The 17,951-nt window shown below is 41.3% G+C and carries 14 protein-coding genes; 2 read left to right on the top strand and 12 right to left on the bottom strand.

What is annotated here, in order from left to right:
- Nucleotides 1-48 precede the first annotated feature (48 nt).
- Nucleotides 49-951, bottom strand: coding sequence for an AraC family transcriptional regulator (locus QE422_RS05265; protein WP_307455656.1), 903 nt, complete (start codon nucleotides 949-951; stop codon nucleotides 49-51).
- Between the two features lie 220 nt (nucleotides 952-1,171).
- Between QE422_RS05265 and QE422_RS05260 the strand changes: the two genes are divergently transcribed.
- Nucleotides 1,172-2,227 (top strand): NAD(P)-dependent alcohol dehydrogenase, encoded by a 1,056-nt coding sequence (locus QE422_RS05260; protein WP_307455655.1) that lies wholly within the window; start codon nucleotides 1,172-1,174, stop codon nucleotides 2,225-2,227.
- A gap of 175 nt (nucleotides 2,228-2,402) precedes the next feature.
- On the opposite strand, the gene QE422_RS05255 is transcribed toward QE422_RS05260, so the two are convergent.
- The gene (locus QE422_RS05255; protein ID WP_307455653.1) at nucleotides 2,403-2,777 is read right to left on the bottom strand and encodes a helix-turn-helix domain-containing protein; all 375 of its coding nucleotides are present in this window, start codon (nucleotides 2,775-2,777) and stop codon (nucleotides 2,403-2,405) included.
- 106 nt (nucleotides 2,778-2,883) lie between these two features.
- Between QE422_RS05255 and QE422_RS05250 the strand changes: the two genes are divergently transcribed.
- Nucleotides 2,884-3,762 carry an NAD(P)H-binding protein gene (locus QE422_RS05250; RefSeq protein ID WP_307462288.1) on the top strand — a complete coding sequence of 293 codons (879 nt, stop codon included), beginning with the start codon at nucleotides 2,884-2,886 and terminating at the stop codon, nucleotides 3,760-3,762.
- Between the two features lie 47 nt (nucleotides 3,763-3,809).
- Here the strand turns inward: QE422_RS05250 and QE422_RS05245 are convergent, their stop codons facing one another.
- The 10 genes from QE422_RS05245 to rpoB all read right to left on the bottom strand — a co-directional run bounded on the left by QE422_RS05245 (nucleotide 3,810) and on the right by rpoB (nucleotide 17,902).
- On the bottom strand, nucleotides 3,810-5,093 hold the full coding sequence (locus tag QE422_RS05245) for an ectonucleotide pyrophosphatase/phosphodiesterase (protein WP_307455651.1): 1,284 nt from the start codon (nucleotides 5,091-5,093) through the stop codon (nucleotides 3,810-3,812).
- Between the two features lie 252 nt (nucleotides 5,094-5,345).
- Nucleotides 5,346-6,092, bottom strand: coding sequence for a T9SS type A sorting domain-containing protein (locus QE422_RS05240; RefSeq protein WP_307455649.1), 747 nt, complete (start codon nucleotides 6,090-6,092; stop codon nucleotides 5,346-5,348).
- A gap of 3 nt (nucleotides 6,093-6,095) precedes the next feature.
- A complete protein-coding gene (locus QE422_RS05235) occupies nucleotides 6,096-6,623 on the bottom strand; it encodes an ankyrin repeat domain-containing protein (RefSeq protein ID WP_307455648.1) in 528 nt (175 codons plus the stop codon).
- Nucleotides 6,620-7,165 carry a YceI family protein gene (locus tag QE422_RS05230; protein WP_307455646.1) on the bottom strand — a complete coding sequence of 182 codons (546 nt, stop codon included), beginning with the start codon at nucleotides 7,163-7,165 and terminating at the stop codon, nucleotides 6,620-6,622. Before QE422_RS05230 ends, QE422_RS05235 begins: the two co-directional genes overlap by 4 nt.
- A gap of 10 nt (nucleotides 7,166-7,175) precedes the next feature.
- A complete protein-coding gene (locus QE422_RS05225; protein ID WP_307455644.1) occupies nucleotides 7,176-7,514 on the bottom strand; it encodes a hypothetical protein in 339 nt (112 codons plus the stop codon).
- Nucleotides 7,515-7,516: 2 nt separating this feature from the next.
- The gene (locus QE422_RS05220) at nucleotides 7,517-8,362 is read right to left on the bottom strand and encodes a DUF5777 family beta-barrel protein (protein WP_307455643.1); all 846 of its coding nucleotides are present in this window, start codon (nucleotides 8,360-8,362) and stop codon (nucleotides 7,517-7,519) included.
- 122 nt (nucleotides 8,363-8,484) lie between these two features.
- On the bottom strand, nucleotides 8,485-9,096 hold the full coding sequence (locus QE422_RS05215) for a Crp/Fnr family transcriptional regulator (RefSeq protein WP_307455641.1): 612 nt from the start codon (nucleotides 9,094-9,096) through the stop codon (nucleotides 8,485-8,487).
- Nucleotides 9,097-9,338: 242 nt separating this feature from the next.
- Nucleotides 9,339-9,644 carry a DUF3467 domain-containing protein gene (locus tag QE422_RS05210; protein ID WP_027375539.1) on the bottom strand — a complete coding sequence of 102 codons (306 nt, stop codon included), beginning with the start codon at nucleotides 9,642-9,644 and terminating at the stop codon, nucleotides 9,339-9,341.
- An 86-nt stretch (nucleotides 9,645-9,730) separates the two neighbouring features.
- Nucleotides 9,731-13,996, bottom strand: a complete 4,266-nt coding sequence (rpoC, locus tag QE422_RS05205) for a DNA-directed RNA polymerase subunit beta' (RefSeq protein ID WP_307455639.1) — start codon at nucleotides 13,994-13,996, stop codon at nucleotides 9,731-9,733.
- 84 nt (nucleotides 13,997-14,080) lie between these two features.
- On the bottom strand, nucleotides 14,081-17,902 hold the full coding sequence (rpoB, locus tag QE422_RS05200) for a DNA-directed RNA polymerase subunit beta (protein WP_307455637.1): 3,822 nt from the start codon (nucleotides 17,900-17,902) through the stop codon (nucleotides 14,081-14,083).
- Nucleotides 17,903-17,951: the final 49 nt, after the last annotated feature.

Here is a 17,951-nt window from a genome sequence, read left to right as displayed (position 1 = left end):
ATACTTATTTGTGAATTTGTGTGGATTGTGGTAAAAAAATACGAAAAATCAGTTCAATGACTTATACTCACTGGGAGAAACGCCGACTTTGCTTTTGAATAATCGGGTAAAATGCTGCGGGTATTTGAAGCCCAAGTCATAGGAAATTTCACTGATGGATTTGGCAGGATCGAAAATCTGGTCTTTGGCAACGTCAATCAGTCGGTTATGAATATATTCCTGCGCGGAGACGCCGGTCTCTTTTTTGATGAGGTCACCGAAATAATTCGCCGAAAGATTCAGCTGCTCGGCAAAATAATTGACCATCGGCAGACCGATATTCTTAGGTTTTTCAGATCGAAGGTAATCGTTCAGCAATCCATCAAATTTACCGATAACACCCTGGTTGACATGATCCCGGGTAATGAACTGGCGGTCATAGAAACGCATGCAGTAATTCAGGAACAGTTCGATATTGTTAATAATTAACGATTTGCTGTGCTTGTCGATCGGCTGCGCAATTTCGTGCTTTATATTTTTAAGACATTCTAAGACGGTTTCCCGCTCTTTTTCCGAAAGGTGCAATGCTTCATGCACATCGTACGAAAAGAAATTATAATCTTTGATGTTCTTTCCGAGGTTGGTTCCTTTCAGCAGGTCAGGATGAAATACCAGCGCAAAACCGGCAGGTTGAATGTAGGTATCCGCATTATAGATTCCATAGGTCTGGCCGGGCGCAATGAATACCAAAGTACCTTCCTGATAATCGTAGCTGTGCTTTCCGTACTGCATATCGCCGCACATCACATCTTTCAGAAATACGGTATAAAACCCAAACTTCCTGATGAACTGGCAGATCGGATCGGCTTTGGAAAAATCCACCACACTCACCAGCGGATGCAGGGTTTCATGATTCAGCATTTTGTTATAGTCCGATACGGTATTGAAAATTTCAACGCCCTGATTTTCCATGACTTTATTTTATGAATTCAAAATTACCATTTTCTCTGAAACATTCTGCATAGCCGGTAAAATTGGTAATTCTTTCCGTAATTTATATAAGCAGATTTATTGTAAAAGGTTCGACTTTTGCAACGATAGATTTGAGAAAAATCGATTCAGGTATGCTGATAGGTAAGCTTGCCCTGATTATGTATGATCTAAAAATAACAAATCAAATAATACTAAACAAATGAGCACATTCACAGTAAAAGCTTACGGAGCAGAATCCAAAACTGCCGATCTCCAGGAATTAAACATCGAAAGAAGAGAAGTTACCGCAAAAGACATCGAAATTGATATTCTGTATTGCGGTGTATGCCACTCCGACCTTCATACGGCCAGAAACGATTGGGGCGGATCGATGTATCCTGTGGTTCCCGGACACGAGATCGTAGGAAGAATTACCAATATCGGAAGCGAAGTTTCCAAATTTAAAGTAGGCGACCTGGCAGCTGTTGGCTGTATGGTGGATTCGTGCGGTGAATGTGAAAGCTGCAAGCATGATCTTGAACAATATTGCCAGAACGGATTTACCGGAACATATAACGGAAAAGACAAGCATCTGGGCGGCCATACTTTCGGAGGATATTCCCAAAAAGTCGTAGTGGATGAAGATTTTGTTTTAAGCGTTCCTGAAAACCTGGATTTAGCAGCCGTCGCACCTCTTTTATGCGCCGGAATCACTACATGGTCGCCGCTAAGACATTGGAATGTAGGACCGGACTCCAAAGTAGCCGTTGTCGGTCTGGGAGGTTTGGGACATATGGCAATCAAACTGGCAAAAGGCCTCGGTGCTGAAGTTACTCTATTCTCAAGAACGCCGGGTAAAACCGAAGATGCTAAAAAACTGGGTGCGGACCACGTCGTAATTTCAACAGAAAAAGAACACATGGATTCCGTGCAGGGAAAATTCGATTTAATTATCGATACGGTTCCTTATGAGCACGATATTAATCCTTATCTGCAAACGGTCGCGTTAAACGGAACACTAGTACTGGTAGGATTCGTAGGACAGTTTGAAGAAACCAAGCCAAGCACGGTACCGATGATCTTCCAGAGACGTTCAGTAGCCGGTTCCCTGATCGGAGGAATTGCCGAAACACAGGAAATGCTGGATTTCTGCGGCGAGCACAATATTGTTTCAGATATTGAACTTATCAAAATGAACGAAATCAACGAAGCGTATGAAAGAATGCTGAAAAGCGACGTGAAATACCGATTCGTGATCGATATGAAATCTTTATAACCTTCGTCTATTTTTTAAACAAAAGCTCTTCGGTTCCGGGGAGCTTTTTGTTTTAAGATCAAAGAGGTAAAAAAAAGATCTTCTTTTTAATGCATTAATCTGATCTTTTCTCCGCGTCATGTTAATTGGAGACCATTCCTCTTTTGGCTGTTCATTCCAAAGCCACAATCCATTATTATTTCTTTGAGGAACCGTATTTTCCATCCATGTCTTTAAAAGCCCAATCGGCCATGGAACTGATAATCGGAATTAACCCTTTTCCCGCTTCGCTCAATTCATACGTTACATGGGGCGGAACAATAGGTTTTGCGACCCTTATAACCAATCCGTCATTTTCAAGCTGTTTCAGGTGCTGAATAAGCATTTTCTCCGTTACCGCAGGAATGGCCCTTTTTAGTTCGCTGTATCTTTTCGCTCCGTTCGAGAGATGATAAACAATTATCGGTTTCCAAAATCCGCCGATCTTTTCCATCACATAGGTTACGGGGCAGGAATCCAGCGCATATTTTTTATTTTGCTGAATGGTTGATGATTCTTTAATAGCTGTCATGATACATACTTTAGGGTAAGTACTTGTATAAAAGTAAGTACAAATATACCTTTGTATCGGGGAATAAAAAAATATTATTAACAAAAAATAAAAATTATTATGGAAAATTTTAATCACCGGTTCATTGGGAAATGTAGCCAAACCTTTAGCGGAAGAACTTATTTCAAAAGGACATGAACTTACCATCATCAGCAGTAACGAATCCAGAAGAGGCGAAATTGAAAATCTCGGGGCACGTGCAGCCATCGGATCCATTACCGATCCTGATTTTTTGATCGAAACTTTTAGAGGGAATGATGCGGCTTTCTTAATGACTCCACCTAATATGGGTCTTGAAAATATTGTTACCAACACCGTTAATGCAGGGAAAAATTATACCGAGGCCGCCCGGCAGACCGGGATCAAAAAGATTGTCATGCTAAGCAGTATCGGTGCAGATTCTCCTGTAGAAAACGGTCCTATAAAAGGTCTTCATCATATCGAAAAATTTTACAGCGAATTGGTAAATACTTCTGTCGTATTTTTAAGAGCAGGATATTTTTATCTGAATTTCTTCAATGACATTCCACTGATCAAAAATGCCGGAATTATCGGAGCAAATTATCCCGGAAATATAAACATTCCCTTGGCTCATCCGAAAGATATTGCCAAGGCTGCTGCGGAAGAACTGTTGGAAGATACCAAAGTCCATACGATAAAATATATCGTAAGTGATGTACGACCTGCATCCGATTTTGCAAAAGTTCTTGGGAACGCAGTTGAAAAACCGGAACTCCCATGGGTAGAATTTAAAGATGAAGAGGCGCTGAACGGAATGCTGCAGGCCGGGCTTCCTCTGGAGATGGCGGAATTATATGTTGAAATGGGACGAGGGCTCCGAACCGGAATTGTACAAAAGGATTTTATAGAAAATGGTGCTGTAGTGAAAGGAGAAACTACTTTAGAAGGTTTCTCAAAAGAATTCAAAGAAGTATTCCATGGGTAATGGATCGATATTAAACAACTCCGGTGGTCTGTGCCCGCCGGAGTTGTCTATCTGTTTTCTTTTAATATTTTTTTCAACACCTTTAGCTTTCCATCGATAGGGTGATCGATTTTCAGTCCTAATACCTCAGCAACCAACGGATAGATGTTGACATTCTGAAATTCGTCAATGATCAGATTATTTTTAAGTTCCGGGCCCCAGGCGAAGAAGGTAGCTTTCATTTCAGGAACGATTCGGGGGTTGTACCCGTGTTTCCCGACTGAAGTTTTCTTACCTTTTTCCAGAAATATTTTCGGAGCTTTCGGGATTAGCAGAATTTGTCCGATCCGGTTGTACCGGTCATCTCTCGTTGCAAAATGGAGGTATTTCGGAAGTCTTTTATCCAGATACACTTCATAATCCATTGTCTTCTCCGCTTTTAATTCTTTATAGGCACTTTTGACATCGTCAGGATTTTTGACGTAAACCCTCAACAGGGTCTGGGAATTGTAATAGTCGAACTTTTCTTTATTCAGCAGCATCGCCGGAATTTCCAAAGGGTTCCCTCCATCTACTTTGATCATCCCGTGATCTGATACGAAGACAAAATTTACATTTTTCAGTCCGAGATTATTTACTTTCTGTACCAGATCTCCAATGGCTTTATCAACTAAATGTACAGCATCTTCTGTTTCTTTAGCTTCCGGACCAAAATGATGGCCGGCAGCGTCCACTTCCGGAAAATACAGGGAAATAAAATGCGGCCTTTTTTCCGCAGGCAGTTTCAGCCAGTTGATGACTTTATCCACTTTTTCCGAAGGTGAAAATTTTTCCTGATAAGGATAGTAATAAGAAGGTCTTTTCCCTCCGGCATCACTTGCAGATCCCACCCACATCATCGAAGCGGAGACCATTCCCTGCTTTTCAGCCAATGCCCAAAGCGGAGTTCCGCCGTACCAGCTGCCATCTTCTGCATTCTTTCGGCTGCTCATCGCATATCCATCCTTCCTTTTATAATCGTAAAAAAAATTGTCGATCAATCCATGATGAGACGGATACAATCCCGTAATAAGACTCCAGTGATTCGGAAAGGTAATGCTCGGATAGCTGGGAAGCATCGCTTTTGCCTGAACCCCTTCTCCGGAATATTTCAAAAGGTTTTCAGCATGATATTTTTTAGCATAGTCATACCGGAAACCGTCGGTAGAAATCATGATGACATATGGCTTATTTTGTACTTCAACACTATTAAAACGATTCGAAACAATAACCTGAGCCGTGTCGACATCCGCTTTCTGTGCAAAAGCTGCCAGTGAAAAAATCAGCATCATAAATGATAATCCTCGCTTCATTGTTTAAATTTTCTGCAAAGTTACTTTTCGTATTTCTGACAGGAAAGTTTAGCAGGTTAAAAAAACATTAAAGCTGGGAAACTGGCTGCTATTATAGTCAGAAGATATCTTTCGCAGGAATGGTTGTGGCAGAACAATATTCATTATATCCAATTCCAATTAATTAAGCTTTCTGCTCAGTTCAAAATTTTAATACTGATGCTTTTTCTTACCAGCTGTAAATAAAAAAGCCACTTTGCAGTGGCCTTCGTTTTATTCTTTAATCAATTGTTCAAAAACGGTCGAGCCGTCTTTTAAGGTAATTTCCAGGTAATAATTTCCTGATTTCAATTCGGAGATATTTACCTCTTTTCCATCTGTTTTTACGGACCTCACTTTCCTTCCTGTAGACTCATAAATAGCTACACTTTTAATTTTATCCACATTTTTAAAGGTAAATGTTTCTTTGGCAGGATTTGGATAAAGCACCACTTTTTTGCTTTCAGCAGTAACTTCGCCTGTTGCCAGGACAGCTCCCATAGTAAGCGTTGCGTAACCTCTCAAGCCTCCACTGTGATAGGCGATAGCCTGCCCACCGCCAGTTCTGGCATAGAAAATATTGATATTTCCCGGTGAATTCGGAATCGGGAAATCTCCGGACCCTCCGTTAAGTGAACGTGTTGCCACAACCGTTCTGGTACTTCCCGAAACGGTATTTGAAGTCTGAGTCCAGTCCTGGGATGCATCAGCCGAAGGAGTGGTATATCCGGCAAATGTATAATCCCTGTTTGCAGAGGAATTATAAATAAATCCGTCTGATCCCGACGCCATTCCGGAACTTCCGAAACCGATACCCAGCATTGAATTGCTGTCACCGGTTAAGGTAATGGTAACCGTTGTGGCATTGGTGTCCAATTTCACCGTCATTCCAGCAGTGGGTAGATTTACAACCCCTGAGGAATACTGCGCGCTGAATGAGGAAGCAGCAGCCAATGATAAAGTAAGTAAAAGTTTTTTCATTCGTTAATTTTTAAGCAGATTAATAATTTCTTTATTGTTTGTTTGTAATGCGTATTCAAAAGGCGTCATTCCCTGAGCGTCCTTGAGGGTTTTATCGGCTTTGTGTTTCAGCAGCAGTTCCGTCATTTCTTTATTGCCGAATTTCACTGCCCAGAATAAAGGAGTGGATCCGGAAGCATCTGCGATATTGGGGTTTGCGTTTTTGCTGAGGAGATATTCTGCCAGCTCTCTGTTGTATTTCACAGAAAGCCCGGATAAGGCTGTGCCCTCCTGGCTTTTGTAATTGATATCCTTTACATGGTCCATCAAAAATTTAGCAACCTCAACATTTCCTCTGTAACAGGCAAGGATAAGCGGTGAAAATCCGCCCTCATTGGTCTGGTTGATGATGTCAGGGTTTTGTTTCATCAGTTCTTTTACTTCTGCTACCGTCCCGCTTCTTGCAATATCATAGATCGATTTTGCTTTTTCCTGAGCGGATAACAGGGCGATGTTCAGAAATATGCCTAAGAGTAAAATGATCTTTTTCATTGTTTTGAAAGGATATAGTTATACTGAACATTTACGCTTTCGGCAATTTTTTTAGTCACCATTTTCGGGATGGTCACCTTATGATCTGCCGGCCGTACTACAAATCCTCCGGACATGTAAATCTTTCCGTCTTTGGCATAAATAGATGCCGTTGAATTGTATGCTTTGTCTACACCGTGAAAATTCAGCGTTCCCTGGACCGTATATTTCTGTGGTGATGAAGAAAGTTTGGATTTGTCGAAATTGACAATTTTTCCTTTGAAGGTTGTCTTGGGGAATTTTGCCGTTTCCGCATAGCTTTCGTTGAAATGCTCTTCCATTAATTTTGTTTTGAAATGGAAATTCTTAACGTTGGAAACCGAAGCAAACTCACCGGTATCCGCATTGATTACCGCTACATTGTAATCATCCTGTGCGAAAACATCTTCAAATAAAGGTACCGATGCTTCGAACGTTACTTTTCCTGTCTTCGCCACATATTTCTGTGCAAACGTAACGTTAGCAAAAAGCACGGCGGCTATAAGTAAAATGAGCTTTTTCATAGGAATGGATTTAATTTTCGAGAAGCCCGTCGGCTTTCCATTTGTTGATGATGTTTATTTGTGCAGGAGAAAGACTTCCGCCCTGCGGCATTTTCAGCGGATCTCCGTTGGCACGGCTTATCCTGTCGATGATACTGTTGATGTTGCTTTTCACCTGGGTGTAATTGGTAAGGGCCTGCGGTCCCGGCGAATGGCAGCTTACACAATTGGCATCAATGATGGCTTTTACATCTTTGTTGTAGGTTACCACCTGGGTAATGGGTGTATTATCCGAGATTTCTTCGTAGGTTCTGCTTTCACACGCTGTGATTAAAACCGCTATGGCAAGGGTAGATATTAACTTTTTCATACTTAAAATACTCTGTAAAGATTAAACCCGAAGAAAATCTGGCCCTTTTCCCATTTTCCGGCGGCATTGGTAAGATAACCGATATCGGAATTAAGCTGGGAATTGGTGAATAAAAGCTGAAACACGTGTCCTCCGGTTTCTATATCCATCCCCAGGGAAAGCGGATTTTTGTAGAAGCTGTGATTGTCGAAATTCACAAAATACTCGGCATTGATTGAAATTCTTTTCGAGATTTTGTAGCGGCCGCCCAATCCTGTCAGAAACTGGTTTTTATCTTCAATCAGAGGCTCATACAGGTTTTTATGAACGTATGACGGTGTAAGCTGTAAAGAGAATTTATCACTGAATCTACGTGAGATCAAGGCTTGGGTAAGATAAGACAGCCTGTCGCCAAACTGGAGGTGCGGATAATTGTCTTTGCTCAGGTCCGTATTTACTGCCATTACATTGTATCCTGCAATATCTACCGGAAAATTCTCGCTTTGCTTTATCAGCTTGTATTTTACGGCGCCTTCAAAAGTTTTAAGATTTGTTTCCCTGGAAAGGCTTACTGAAATACCGTCGGTAATCCCATAAATAACCCCCAGCTTTGTAGAGGCATCATCCAATCCGAAAAAGTCCTTGAATCCTTTGCTTACATCTCCGAAACGGTGGGCTACCACAATATACCATTCATTCTTTGCAGGCAGTTTGGTAGACTGTCCGGTTACGATCTGGAGTGCCTTGAATGCGGGCTGTTCGGTGTCGGGAGTTTTGGCTTGGATGGTGTCAATATCTTTCAGCAGATCGTCCTGTGCAAAGGCGAAACCTGTGATGAACATCGACAAAAATAAGAGAGTTTTTGTCATACACATTATTAAAAAATTAGTATGACAAACTTAGAAACTTAGAGGGTTAAAATCGTGTGATAAAAGTCACCGACCAGATTGTTTTTATCAATAAGAATGTTAATATTATTTAAAAGAGACAATTAGTCCTGTCTAACATTTTCATTTACAGGGATTTTTATTCCTTCTTTGGTCTGCACAAGCTCGCCTTCGTTTTCCATTTTTTTCATCACTCGGCTGATGACTTCACGTGAAGTCCCTAAGTTTCCTGCAATTTCCCGGTGGGTGAGCCGTATTGGATTGTTCCCGGTTATTGAAACCTGCTGCCGGATGTAGTTTAAAACCCTTTTATCCAGTCTGTGGAATACGGCATCATTTACCATGCTCATGACATCGGAAAAGCGTTTGTCGTATTCGTGATAAAACACTTTATTGATTTCCGGGAAACGGATCAGCCATTCGTGAATAACCGAAACCGGTACCAGCATCATCTCGGAATCTTCTTCGGCAACGGCATAGACCCGGCTTGTATAATCAGTGAAAATGGATGAAAACGTCATCATACAGCTATCATTTCTGCGGATGTAATAGTAAATAAGTTCCCGGCCATCATTTAAAGTGAAAACCCGGATGGATCCGCTGATAAGAAACGGAACAAATTTATTCTTCTGCCCTTCCCTTACAATCTCGGTCTTGGCCTTTACCTGAGTCATCACGGCATGCCGATCAAGTTCATTTAAGAAATCTTCACCCATAAAGCCGAATTTATTGAGAATAAATTGATTATTTACCATATCCTTTGTACCCTATCTAACGGCAAAGATATAAAATTGTAAAGTTTGTATCCTATTTTTTTATCTATTTGAGTTATTTTATAATAAGTTTAAATAGATTTTCCGATTTTATTAATAAGGATATTTTAATAAAAACAGTGTAAGCCTTAATAAAAAATGCCCCGGCTTTCACCAGGGCATCTTATTTTATGTAAGAATAAATCTTAAGCTTGTACGTTGTTTCCTCCTAATACGAAAGGCTCAACTTCTTTGATTTCTCCGAATTGCTGCTCATAGTTCGCAATGTTTTGCTGAAGAGCAGAAAGTACTCTCTTAGCGTGAAGTGGAGCAAGAATAACTCTTGATCTTACTTTAGCTTGTTGTACACCTGGCATTAACTGGATGAAATCTACTACGAATTCAGATGGAGAGTGGTTTACCAAAGCTAAGTTAGCATAGATACCCGCCGCTACCATTTCGTTTAATTCGATGTTGATGTTTCCGTCTTGTGGATTTTGATTGTTGTCCATTTGTTATAAATATTTTTTAATTCGAAATTTTGAGGTTGTGAAAATATAAAAATAAATCCAAACCTCAAATTTCCGAATCATTAATTTTAGTTAAGATCTTCGAATTCTTTTTTAGAACCTACGATCACATTCTGATATTCTTTAAGACCTGTACCTGCAGGAATTCTGTGTCCTACAATTACATTTTCCTTAAGACCGTTCAGATCATCTACTTTCCCTGCTACGGCAGCTTCGTTCAGTACTTTTGTAGTTTCCTGGAACGATGCGGCAGACATGAAAGATTTGGTCTGAAGAGCTGCTCTTGTGATACCCTGCAATACAGGTGTTGCTGTAGCCGGTAAAGCTTCTCTCACCTGAACCAAAGCCTGATCTTCACGTTTCAGCTTGGAGTTTTCATCTCTCAGTTCTCTCGCCGTAATCATCTGACCCGGCAGGAATACTTTAGAATCTCCTGCATCTACAACTACTTTAAGACCGAATACTCTGTTGTTTTCTTCCAAGAAGTCATATTTGTGCTCAAGAGCTCCTTCAAGGAATTGGGTATCCCCTCCATCTACGATTGATACTTTCGTCATCATCTGTCTTACGATGATTTCGAAGTGCTTATCGTCGATTTTTACCCCCTGAAGACGGTAAACTTCCTGAATTTCATTTACTAAATATTCCTGAACCGCTGTTGGGCCTTTGATTCTTAAGATATCGTCCGGAGTAATAGAACCGTCGGAAAGTGGCGAACCTGCTCTCACGAAGTCATTCTCCTGTACCAAGATCTGGTTGGATAATTTAACTAAATAAATTTTTCTTTCACCGGTCTTAGCCTCAACGATAAGTTCTCTGTTACCTCTCTTGATTTTTCCGTAAGAAACTACCCCGTCGATTTCTGTAACCACCGCTGGGTTGGATGGGTTTCTTGCTTCGAATAATTCGGTAACTCTCGGAAGACCTCCGGTGATATCCCCTGCTTTTGCAGATTTTCTCGGGATCTTGATTAAGACTTTACCAGCCTTGATCTTTTCACCATCGTTTACCATTAAGTGGGCTCCTACCGGTAAGTTGTATGCTTTCTGCTCAACCCCTTTAGAGTCTACCACCTTCAAGGTAGGTACGGCTTTCTTATTTCTGGATTCGGAGATTACTTTTTCTTCGAAACCTGTAGCTTCGTCGATTTCCAACTGGAATGAAACCCCCTGGATGATATCCTCGTATTCTACTTTACCTGAAGTTTCAGCAATGATTACCGCGTTGTAGGCATCCCACTTACAGATCACATCCCCTTTCTTCACTTTATCACCCGGTTTCACAGCTAATATAGATCCGTAAGGTACGTTGGCAACCATTAATGGTGTTCTGGATTCGTTATCCGCCACCAATCTGAATTCCGTAGAACGGGAAACCACAACCTCAGCCGTGTTACCGTTTTCGTCTTCAGAAGTAATGGTTCTGATCTCGTCCATTTCAACGATACCGTCTCTTCTTGCCACGATAGATGGATTTTCGGAAACGTTTCCTGCAGTACCCCCTTGGTGGAAGGTTCTCAACGTAAGCTGAGTACCCGGTTCCCCAATGGACTGTGCTGCAATTACCCCTACTGCTTCACCCATGTGGATGGTTTTACCTGTAGCCAGGTTTCTACCGTAGCATTTTGCACAGATTCCTTTCTTCGCTTCACAAGTTAACGGCGAACGTACTTCTACCGCTTCCAGTCCAGCTTCTTCAATTCTTCTGGCAAATACTTCGTTGATCACTTCATCGGCATTGATGATTAATTCATCGCTTTCAGGATCATAAATATTGTGTAGTGATACCCTACCTAAGATTCTTTCGGAGATTCTTTCAACGATCTCGTCATTTTTCTTAAGCGCGGTAACTTCTGTACCTCTTAAAGTTCCACAGTCGTCCTCTGTAACGATAACGTCCTGTGCAACGTCTACCAATCTTCTCGTTAAGTAACCGGCATCGGCTGTCTTAAGAGCGGTATCCGCAAGACCTTTACGGGCACCGTGGGTAGAGATAAAGTATTCCAAGATCGAAAGACCTTCCTTAAAGTTTGCAAGGATCGGGTTTTCGATGATCTCCGCTCCGGTAGAACCGGCTTTCTGCGGCTTGGCCATCAAACCTCTCATCCCGGATAACTGACGGATCTGTTCTTTGGAACCCCTCGCCCCGGAATCAAGCATCATGTATACAGAGTTGAAACCACCTTGGTCGGTTTTCATTCTGCTCATGATCATCTCCGTTAATCCTGCGTTGGTGTTCGTCCAAACGTCGATTACCTGGTTATAACGTTCAGTATCGGTAATAAGACCCATGTTATAGTTGGCTCTGATTTCGTCTACTGTTTCAATAGATTGAGCAATCATCTGCTTTTTCTCAACAGGAACCACGATGTCTCCTAATGAGAAAGATAGACCTCCTTTGAATGCGTTTGAATATCCTAAGTCCTTCATCGCATCAAGGAACTTCACAGTTGTAGGGAAATCCGTATCTGCAAGGATCTTACCGATAACGTTTCTCAATGATTTCTTCGTTAAAAGCTCATTGATATATCCTACCTGCTTCGGTACAATCTGGTTAAATAAGATTCTACCTACAGAAGTTTCGATCAGTCTGGTTACGATCTCTCCGTTTTCTTTAACCGGAAGTCTACATCTTACTTTAGCATTTAAAGATACTCTTCCTTCCGCATAAGCGATTTCCGCTTCTTCAGGAGAATAGAAGGCAAGACCCTCCCCTTTCACTTTCATCTCTTCGGTAGAGCTCAATTCTTTAGTCATGAAATAAAGACCAAGAACCATGTCCTGAGAAGGTACGGTGATCGGAGAACCGTTAGCCGGGTTCAAGATATTCTGAGAACCCAACATCAGTAACTGCGCTTCAAGAATTGCTTCAGGGCCTAACGGTAAGTGTACCGCCATCTGGTCACCATCGAAATCCGCGTTGAAGGCCGTTGTTACTAACGGGTGAAGTTGGATTGCTTTCCCTTCGATCATTTTAGGCTGGAATGCCTGGATCCCCAGTCTGTGAAGCGTAGGTGCCCTGTTCAGAAGAACCGGGTGACCTTTCATCACGTTTTCAAGGATATCATATACTACAGGTTCTTTCCTGTCGATGATTCTTTTTGCTGACTTTACGGTTTTTACAATTCCTCTTTCAATCAGTTTTCTGATGATGAACGGTTTGTAAAGTTCCGCTGCCATATCTTTAGGGATACCACACTCGTGAAGCTGTAAGTTAGGACCTACAACAATTACCGAACGCGCCGAGTAATCTACCCTTTTCCCCAATAGGTTCTGACGGAAACGACCCTGCTTACCTTTCAATGAATCGGAAAGGGATTTCAATGGTCTGTTGGATTCAGATTTTACCGCAGAAGATTTTCTTGTGTTATCGAATAGGGAATCTACAGATTCCTGAAGCATACGCTTCTCGTTTCTCAAGATTACTTCCGGAGCTTTGATCTCCAATAGTCTTTTCAAACGGTTGTTTCTGATGATCACCCTTCTGTAAAGGTCATTCAAATCGGAAGTTGCGAAACGTCCACCATCCAACGGAACCAATGGTCTCAATTCCGGCGGGATAACTGGAAGCACACGCATGATCATCCACTCAGGCTTATTGATCATTCTTGTATTGGCACCTCTCAATGCTTCTACAACGTTCAATCTTTTAAGTGCTTCGGTTCTTCTCTGTTTTGAACCTTCGTTGTGAGCTTTGTGTCTCAGGTCGAAAGATAAAGCATCAAGATCGATTCTTTTTAATAATTCCTCAACCGCTTCAGCACCCATTTTGGCGATGAATTTGTTCGGATCGGAATCATCAAGATATTGGTTCTCGATCGGAAGAGTTTCCATGATATCCAGGTACTCTTCTTCTGTCAGGAACTCCATATTTTCGAAATCGGAACCGTCCAGTTTTTTAGCAATACCCTGTTGGATCACCACATATCTTTCGTAGTAGATGATCATATCCAATTTTTTGGAAGGAATTCCTAAAAGGTAACCGATTTTGTTCGGTAAAGAACGGAAATACCAGATGTGAGCGATTGGAACTACCAGGTTGATATGTCCGATTCTTTCTCTACGTACTTTTTTCTCCGTAACTTCTACTCCACAACGGTCACAAACGATCCCTTTGTAACGAATTCTCTTGTATTTACCACAAGCACATTCGTAATCCTTTACAGGACCGAAGATTTTTTCACAGAACAACCCGTCTCTTTCAGGCTTGTGCGTTCTGTAGTTAATGGTTTCCGGCTTAAGAACCTCCCCTCTCGATTCCTGAAGAATCGATTCCGGAGAAGCTAAACCGATGGTTATTTTATTAAATCTACTTGATTTATTTTTATTTGACATTTGTTAGATTTTAAATTTTAGATTTTAGATTTTAGATTAATTTCCGAATGTTTCCATCCGGCATTGATAATTTAAAATTTAAAATTATTCCTCTAGTCTTACGTCTAATCCAAGACCCTGTAACTCATGAAGCAATACGTTGAATGATTCAGGAATACCCGGTTCAGGCATCGATTCACCTTTTGCAATGGCTTCGTAAGTTTTTGCTCTACCAATCACGTCATCCGACTTCACAGTCAGGATCTCTCTCAGGATATTGGATGCTCCGAATGCTTCAAGAGCCCAAACCTCCATCTCTCCGAATCTCTGACCTCCGAATTGCGCTTTACCTCCTAACGGCTGCTGCGTAATTAATGAATAAGGACCGATAGAACGTGCGTGCATTTTGTCATCAACCATGTGACCCAGTTTCAGCATGTAGATTACCCCTACTGTAGCTGCCTGTGTAAATCTTTCTCCGGTACCACCGTCATAAAGATAGGTATGACCGAATTTAGGAAGACCTGCTTTTTCAGTATATTCAGTAATCTGATCAAGGCTTGCTCCGTCGAAGATCGGCGTGGCAAATTTCAATCCTAATTTCTGACCAGCCCATCCAAGAACGGTTTCATAGATCTGACCGATGTTCATACGGGAAGGTACCCCAAGCGGGTTCAATACGATATCTACCGGTGTTCCATCTTCAAGGAACGGCATATCTTCTTCACGAACGATTCTCGAAACGATCCCTTTGTTACCGTGACGTCCTGCCATTTTATCCCCTACGTTCAGTTTACGTTTCTTAGCGATGTAAACTTTAGCAAGCTTCATGATTCCTGCCGGTAGTTCGTCTCCGATGGAAATTGCAAATTTCTCACGGTTTTTAACCCCCTGGATATCGTTGTACTTGATTTTGTAGTTGTGGATCAACTGCTTGATCAATTCATTTTTATCAGCGTCAACCGTCCAGTCTGAACCGCTAACGTTTACATAGTCTTCAACAGAAGTCAATAATTTGTGAGTGAACTTCACCCCTTTACCGATGATCTCTTCATCAAGGTCATTTTTAACCCCCTGAGAAGTTTTACCGCTTACGAGTGTATTTAATTTTTCAATTAAAGTGTTTCTCAACTCATCAAACTTAGCTTTGTAAGTGTTTTCAATTTCCTCAAGCTTAAGTTTTTCTTCTGTTCTTTTCTTTTTGTCTTTGATGTTTCTGGAGAACAATTTCTTATCGATCACAACTCCTCTTAATGAAGAGTCTGCTTTCAATGAAGCATCTTTCACGTCACCGGCTTTATCACCGAAGATCGCTCTAAGAAGTTTTTCTTCCGGAGTCGGATCAGATTCACCTTTTGGAGTGATTTTACCGATCATGATATCTCCAGGCTTCACTTCAGCACCGATTCTGATCATCCCGTTCTCGTCAAGATCTTTGGTAGCTTCTTCTGAAACGTTCGGAATATCTGCCGTAAGCTCTTCCATACCCAATTTGGTATCACGAACTTCAAGAGAATATTCATCTACGTGGATCGAAGTAAACCAGTCTTCACGAACTACTTTTTCATTGATTACAATCGCATCCTCGAAGTTATACCCTTTCCAAGGCATGAACGCAACTACAAGGTTTCTACCAAGAGCCAATTCTCCTTTTTCGGTAGCATACCCGTCGCAAAGTACCTGTCCTTTTTCCACTACATCCCCAACTCTTACGTTTGGTCTTAGGGTAATGGTTGTACTCTGGTTGGTTTTTCTGAACTTGGTTAAGTTATATGTTTTTGTAGCAGACTCGAATTGTACCAAATCTTCGTCTTCGCTTCTTTCGTATTTAATCACGATTCTGTCAGCATCCACATACTCTACTGTACCGGTACCTTCAGCGTTAATCAAAATTCTTGAATCTCTTGCAACCTGCTGCTCAAGCCCTGTACCAACGATCGGAGCCTGTGGCTTCAATAGAGGAACGGCCTGACGCATCATGTTGGATCCCATCAATGCACGGTTCGCATCATCATGCTCCAGGAATGGAATTAATGAAGCGGAAATACCGGAAATCTGGTTTGGCGCTACGTCGATAAGGTCAACCTGGTTAGGTTCTACTACCGGATAGTCACCATCCAATCTTGCAATAATCCTGTCGGTTTCGAATTCACCGCTATCGCTCAATTCAACGTTGGCCTGAGCAATTACTTTAGATTCTTCATCTTCAGCATTTAAGTAGATTGGATCTGCCGAAAGCTTGATTTTACCGTTTTCTACTTTTCTATATGGGGTTTCAATGAAACCAAGTCTGTTGATTTTAGCATAAATCCCTAATGAAGAGATCAAACCGATGTTTGGTCCTTCCGGAGTTTCAATCGGACAAATTCTTCCGTAGTGGGTATGGTGAACGTCTCGAACCTCGAAACCTGCTCTTTCTCTTGATAGACCTCCAGGCCCTAGTGCAGATAATCTTCTCTTGTGAGTAATCTCTGATAATGGGTTGGTCTGGTCCATGAACTGAGAAAGCTGGTTGGTACCAAAGAATGAATTGATCACCGACGTTAACGTCTTAGCATTTACAAGATCAAGCGGAGTAAAGATTTCGTTATCTCTAACGTTCATTCTCTCCTTGATGGTTCTTGCAATTCTTGAAAGACCTACGCCGAATTGTCCTGCCAACTGCTCACCAACGGTTTTAATTCTTCTGTTTGATAAGTGGTCGATATCATCAACATCCGTTTTTGAGTTTACCAGCTCGATCAAGTGTCTTACGATCGCGATGATATCTTCTTTGGTAAGAACTTCAGTCGTTGTAGGAATATTTAGGCTTAACTTTTTGTTTAGTCTGTAACGTCCTACTTCACCTAATGAATATCTTTGCTCGGAGAAGAATAATTTTTCAATGATTCCTCTTGCCGTTTCCTCATCTGGCGGATCTGCATTTCTTAACTGACGATAGATGTATTCTACCGCTTCTTTTTCAGAGTTGGTAGGGTCTTTCTGTAATGTATTCTGAATAATAGAGAACTCGTTGCTATTTTCTTTGTGAATCAAAATAGATTTCACTCCAGCATCAAGGATCAGATCCAAATGCTCTTTTTCAAGAATAGTTTCTCTATCCAGGATGATCTCGTTTCTTTCGATAGAAACTACTTCACCTGTATCCTCATCTACGAAGTCTTCGAACCAGGTGTTCAAAACTCTCGCAGCCAATGTTCTTCCTTCTACTTTTTTAAGGGCAGCTTTAGAAACTTTCACTTCCTCCGCAAGGTCGAAGATCTGAAGGATGTCCTTATCAGACTCGTAACCGATCGCTCTTAATAAAGTGGTTAATGGTAATTTTTTCTTACGGTCGATATACGCGTACATTACGCTGTTGATATCGGTTGTAAATTCCATCCAAGATCCTTTGAAAGGAATGATTCTTGAATAGTAAAGTTTGGTTCCGTTTGCGTGGTAGGTCTGTCCGAAGAATACACCAGGTGAACGGTGCAACTGTGTAACGATAACCCTTTCAGCACCGTTGATGATGAAAGATCCGCTAGGCGTCATGTAAGGAACCGGCCCTAAATATACATCCTGAACCACGGTCTGGAAATCCTCGTGCTCAGGGTCTGTACAATACAATTTAAGTCTCGCTTTAAGAGGCACGGAATACGTTAATCCTCTTTCCACACACTCATCGATTGAATAACGTGGAGAATCTACCAGATAATCCAGGAATTCCAATACAAATTGGTTTCTGGAATCCGTAATCGGGAAATTTTCCTGGAAGGTCTTGTATAGGCCTTCGTCTCTTCTGTCTTCAGGAAGCGTATCAAGCTGGAAAAACTCTGCAAAAGACTCGATCTGGATATCCAGGAAGTCCGGCGTAATGATTTTTCCTTTCGCTGAAGAGAAATTTACTCTCTGATTTCCCCTAGTTGTAGGTGTTGTTTTACTCATAAAACTTTTAAGAAAGGTTAAAAAATATTTTGATTCATTAAAAAATATC

The organism is Chryseobacterium sp. SORGH_AS_0447, assembly GCF_030818695.1.
Lineage (GTDB): Bacteria > Bacteroidota > Bacteroidia > Flavobacteriales > Weeksellaceae > Chryseobacterium.
Note: the sequence above shows the minus strand (reverse complement) of the source record. Positions and strands in the feature narration are given on the sequence as shown.